Source organism: Synechococcus sp. CCY9201 (genome assembly GCF_034931105.1).
Taxonomy (GTDB): domain Bacteria; phylum Cyanobacteriota; class Cyanobacteriia; order PCC-6307; family Cyanobiaceae; genus CBW1002.
The window spans coordinates 1-4,372 of record NZ_JAYGIC010000041.1 but is presented as its reverse complement, the minus strand read 5'-3'; the positions used below and the strand labels follow the sequence as shown (position 1 = coordinate 4,372).

At 64.9% G+C, this 4,372-nt stretch carries 10 protein-coding genes; 6 read left to right on the top strand and 4 right to left on the bottom strand.

Annotated elements, in window-relative coordinates; translation table 11 throughout:
* The first annotated feature begins 136 nt into the window (after window positions 1-136).
* From VB716_RS04490 to VB716_RS04470, 5 genes are all read left to right on the top strand, one after another.
* Window positions 137-331: a MarC family protein gene (locus VB716_RS04490; protein ID WP_323269842.1), complete on the top strand. Its 195-nt coding sequence runs from the start codon at window positions 137-139 to the stop codon at window positions 329-331.
* A 57-nt stretch (window positions 332-388) separates the two neighbouring features.
* The gene (locus tag VB716_RS04485) at window positions 389-607 is read left to right on the top strand and encodes a hypothetical protein (RefSeq protein ID WP_322758033.1); all 219 of its coding nucleotides are present in this window, start codon (window positions 389-391) and stop codon (window positions 605-607) included.
* A gap of 49 nt (window positions 608-656) precedes the next feature.
* Window positions 657-1,016 carry a hypothetical protein gene (locus VB716_RS04480; RefSeq protein ID WP_323248849.1) on the top strand — a complete coding sequence of 120 codons (360 nt, stop codon included), beginning with the start codon at window positions 657-659 and terminating at the stop codon, window positions 1,014-1,016.
* Between the two features lie 7 nt (window positions 1,017-1,023).
* Window positions 1,024-1,167: a chlorophyll a/b-binding protein gene (locus tag VB716_RS04475; RefSeq protein WP_197158156.1), complete on the top strand. Its 144-nt coding sequence runs from the start codon at window positions 1,024-1,026 to the stop codon at window positions 1,165-1,167.
* A gap of 240 nt (window positions 1,168-1,407) precedes the next feature.
* The gene (locus tag VB716_RS04470) at window positions 1,408-1,644 is read left to right on the top strand and encodes a chlorophyll a/b-binding protein (RefSeq protein WP_197158154.1); all 237 of its coding nucleotides are present in this window, start codon (window positions 1,408-1,410) and stop codon (window positions 1,642-1,644) included.
* A gap of 176 nt (window positions 1,645-1,820) precedes the next feature.
* On the opposite strand, the gene VB716_RS04465 is transcribed toward VB716_RS04470, so the two are convergent.
* Together VB716_RS04465 and VB716_RS04460 are read right to left on the bottom strand one after the other, a co-directional pair.
* Window positions 1,821-2,057 (bottom strand): hypothetical protein, encoded by a 237-nt coding sequence (locus VB716_RS04465; protein ID WP_197171111.1) that lies wholly within the window; start codon window positions 2,055-2,057, stop codon window positions 1,821-1,823.
* Window positions 2,058-2,079: 22 nt separating this feature from the next.
* Window positions 2,080-2,358, bottom strand: a complete 279-nt coding sequence (locus tag VB716_RS04460; protein WP_197158150.1) for a cupin domain-containing protein — start codon at window positions 2,356-2,358, stop codon at window positions 2,080-2,082.
* Between the two features lie 257 nt (window positions 2,359-2,615).
* Between VB716_RS04460 and VB716_RS04455 the strand changes: the two genes are divergently transcribed.
* Entirely contained in the window at window positions 2,616-3,167 is a 552-nt protein-coding gene (locus VB716_RS04455) for a hypothetical protein (RefSeq protein ID WP_323269839.1), read from the top strand.
* A 240-nt stretch (window positions 3,168-3,407) separates the two neighbouring features.
* Here VB716_RS04455 and VB716_RS04450 read toward each other — a convergent pair whose 3' ends face one another.
* Both VB716_RS04450 and VB716_RS04445 read right to left on the bottom strand, forming a co-directional pair.
* The gene (locus tag VB716_RS04450) at window positions 3,408-3,809 is read right to left on the bottom strand and encodes a hypothetical protein (RefSeq protein ID WP_322758030.1); all 402 of its coding nucleotides are present in this window, start codon (window positions 3,807-3,809) and stop codon (window positions 3,408-3,410) included.
* Window positions 3,810-4,208: 399 nt separating this feature from the next.
* Window positions 4,209-4,372, bottom strand: a 164-nt coding sequence (locus tag VB716_RS04445; protein ID WP_323269840.1) for an MscL family protein, incomplete at its 5' end; no start/stop codon positions are given.

Sequence of the window (4,372 nt, the reverse complement as noted above, 5' to 3'; positions counted from 1 at the left end):
TGGCTGCCAGTGCGGCAACCGAAGATTGGCCGGAATCACCGGCATTGAGATGCCGATAACCAAGACCATTGGCTCAGCAAGTTCTTGTGCTCGCTGGCGCTGCTGGTTTCGGGCGACAAACTCCTAGACCGGGCGACTGCTGGTCAGCCTTGTGATCTGCGCGATGGCGATGGGACGCTTCCTGTTCCTGCTGCTGACGCCGCGGCTGTGGCAATGGCTTGGTCAGACCCGCGAACGGGTGCTGCAGCGCCTGATGGGGCTCCTGATCACTGCCGTGGCGGTGCAGATTCTGGTGAACGGGCTGAAGGGTTGTTTCCCCATCCTGGCCTGAGAGGATCTGGCAAGGCTGGACAATGAACACTGCCTTCCAGCGGTGATCCGGAGTGCCATGGCTGCCGAAGTGGTGATCGGGAGGAAAACGCTGCGATTGGCAAGGCCCAGCGATGTGACTGTCGCGCAACGCGTGGCGGCCCATCTGCAACGCCGCATCGCTGAAGACGACTGGCGTCCCTACCGGAGCAGAGAGGATGCGGTGCGAGCCTGGAGCCGACTGAGCGGCATCCGTCTCCAAGTGATGCAGGCCCTGGGCCTGCTGCACGAGGCCTGAACCTCTGGTGCAGCTCAGCTGCCAGCCAGTTCCAGTTCCGCTCGCGCTGGTGGTGCTGCAGCAGAGCGAGGCCTACGTCACCGCTGAGGGCGAGACCTTGAGCAGCGTGGCGGCCAAGCCGAATCTCAGCCTGAGCCTGCTGTGGCAGTTCAAGCCGGAGCTGGCCAGCTGGCCCAGCGAGGAACCGATGCCGGCTGGCACCACCCTGCTGCTGCCCGTTTACCGCTCCACCACGCCGATCCCGGCCGGCCTGCAGCTGCTGGTGCCGGGATTCAAGCTCTCCAGCCCGCTGCCGGCGGGGGAATGGATCACCCTGCCGGCCCGGCGCTCCCACCATTCAGGCACCCATGCGGGAATCCGCCATGTCCCAACCGCTTCACATGGCGTTACAGTTGTCGTAACGAACTGAAACACTCATGACTGATCCCGCTCCCCGCTTCGGGTTTGTCGCCTTCGCCGAGACCTGGAACGGCCGCCTGGCCATGCTGGGCTTCGTGATCGGCCTTGCCACCGAGCTGCTCACCGGCCAGGGCATCCTTCAGCAGATCGGGCTCGGTTGATCACCATGAGCACCGACTACTCCGCCGCCATCACCGCCGTCGTCGCCCTAGTGGTGCTGCTCACCGGCATGACCGCATTCGTTCTGACCCGCCCCAGCGATCTCGCCCCCACCCCCCAGCGATGACCGGCACCCTTGCCCTCCTGCTCATCCGCGCCTGGATCACAGGTGCCCTGCTCCAGACCCGACCGGCCGACTGAGCCGTTCGTCCAAGACCACCATCCACCGCACCGGAGCTCCCATGACCAACACCCCTGCCAACGACAAATGGTTCGAGAACCGCGCCGAGCAGCTGATTCACATGGAGCAGCTCAAGCGCGCTGAACTGTTCAACGGCCGCGCCGCCATGCTCGGGATCGTGATCGGCATCGTGGTGGAAGGCCTCACCGGTTCTGGAATCGCCCATCAGATCGGCCTCGGCGCCCTGGTGGATGGCTACGCCGCCTGCCGCACCCAGTTCCTGCCCTTCTGCTTCTGAGCTCCTGCTCCGCTCAAGCTTCCCACCACCCCCGGCAACCCCGGGGGTTTTTGATGGCCACCACTCCCCTCTCACTCCTATGACGGGCAACCTCGAGGCCATCGGCTTCCTGTTCACCTAAGTGCTGGGCTGGGGCGGCGGCGGGGTCTGGTTCAACCGGCGCTGGACGCGGCCCGTCACCCCGAACCGTTGATCCGCTGGGGCCTTTTGGCCGACTCGATCAGCAGGTTGCGCAGCAGCTCCGTGGTGCTGATCAGCAGGTGGGCCATCCAGGTGCCGGTCAGCTTGGGTTCCGCGATGAGATCGCCGCGGCAGCGACCGATGGCCTGTTCGATCTCCGCCAGCTCCCGGCCGATGTTGCGCACCATCGCCTCGGTGGTCTCACGGGGCGCGGGGCGGGGTGGTGTCTGCATCTGTCCCACTCTGCGGCAGTGCTCAGCCAAAGCGGTAGTGCTTACGCACCGGGGCGTGCACCTCCCAGGTGCAGCTCAGCCCGGCGTCAAACACCACCAGATCACCGACCCCAAAGCGCACCGGCTTACCGCCATCGGGGGTGACCGTCACATCCCCCTCCAGCAGCAGGCAGGTCTCCTGCTCGTCGTAGGTCCAGGGAAAGGTGCTGACCTCACATCCCCAGGTCGGCCAGCTCGTCACGCCCAGGCTGGCCAGCTGAGCCGGATCTGGATTGGACGTAACCGTGATGCCGGAGGCCATGGCTGTCTGCTTGAGAACCAGAGGCCATTGTCTGCTTCCAGCATGACACTCCTATGGACTGTCAAGCCCCGCCTCACCTCCGTCATCGGCTGGTGGTTGCCCGGTACTGGAGGGGCACGACAGCTGAGCAAAGATGGAACCGATACCGCCTTGCCCATGCTGTGGAGCCGATCACCACATCGAACCAGCTTCTCCTCTTGGAGGCTATCGATCGGGTACGAAACGACGTGGATGCTCCGCGTTTGCCACTCGAAGAATTGACCGAGACCACGTTCACCCTGGTGGCGGAGCATTTGGCGCTGACGCAGATCATCGAGGCAGCGGAAGGCCTGATCGAGCTCGCTTCCCATCCCACCAGGCCAAAACAAGCGCCACCGATGCCTATGGATGAATTGCAGGCCCTGCTGGAGAAGGTCATCGATCTCCGGGATTGGCAGGAGCTGGAGGAGGACGACGATCGCAGCGACATCCAGAAGCTGATCGACAACGCCACCGATGCCGACGCCGTGCTGGTGCGCGACCCCTCCGGCACCCCTGAGCTGCAGGAGATCGGCATCCTCGAGCTGCTGCAGCGCTATCCCTGCCGCGGCAGCGAGGCCCGCTGGAGTCCCGATGACGCGATCGCCTTTCTGGAAACCAAGACCCGCTGGCTGAATGCAGCGCTGGAGAGCTGGGATGCCGATGGCGAGGCCATAACTGACGACAGCGATCTCAACGAGGCCAAGGCCGTCGTCCTCGTTGTGCCGGAGCAACCCGGCCAGCCGTTACGAGCCGAGCTGCTCGATGTGCTGATTCCCGTCGACAGCTGAACCACCGGCCGGCTCTGATTCCGCCGGAACCGCCGCCTGCCTTGGAGGGGCAGGCAACGGCTCCGGCGGGAGCCTGGAGGACTGTTCCAATCCGGCTGCTGATCAGGCCGGGTGCCGTTCGCACCGCAGGCCCCCCGCGCAGGATGCCGAACACCTCGCGGGCCACGAATCGCTTGAGGCAGCGGATGATCTCCTTGGTCTGCTGATGCCACCGCAGCGGGCAGCGAACGAGGCCTCCGATTACATCCGCTCCTGGTTATCGCCGGCTGCCAAGACAAGGGTGGCGGAGATATCCACACCCACCCCGTCGGTGTTGCGCAGCTCCGGGCAGTGCTGCATCGTCAGTCGATCCAGCTGCTGGATGCGGCGGGCGAGGTTGCGCAGGGCCATCTTGACGGCGGCCAGCGGTGTGCTGATCTCTCCAGAACGCAGACCGCTGAAGCATTCCACCAGCTCCTTGCCCTTGAGCTGCTGCAGGTGTTCCCGCAACGCTGCCGGTGCAGTCACCACGATGGCGTGCAACTGATGGAGGGCCGCGGTGCGGTAGTCGGTGGCTGAATCCTTGACCACCTTGAGCATGCGGATCATCTCCACCAGGTCATGTCCTGCCTTGGGAATGCCAATCGATTGGCCGGCAATCAAGGAGCCCGCAGCAGAGACCGGCGCCGTAGCAACCGGTGCTCTCCACGGCGAACACCGGGCGACTCCCAAACTCAGCAGCCCAACGCATCAGCTGAAGGTAGCCGCTGCGTTTGGCATCCAGCTTGAGGCTGCTCAGCCGGCCGCCATTGGCGCTGCGCTCATGGCGGCTGGGAACGGGAGGGGGTGCAACCAGCCGGGCAGACGGACAGGCCATTGACGGGACGGGAACGTCGGACTGCTATGGGGTCACGGGACTCCCCAGTTGGTTGCCCCACCGCACGGACCGACAGGTGCGCTTGGCGGCGTGCGAGCCGATTTGTGGACCCTTCAAGACCTCTGCATCGAGAACTGGGGGCCTGCCTGACAACCCCCATCTGCAGCGGCTCCTGCGGCCGTCTCCTACAGCCCCTTGCGGTCGAGCGCCTCGGCGAGCCTTGTCACCGCCGAAGCCAGCTGGGCCTGAGTATCGGGAGGTGCCACCGCCTCCTCCTTGCGTTTGGTGGCCTCGATCGCCCGCACGATCAGGAACACCACGAAGGCGATCACCAGGAAGTTGATCAGCG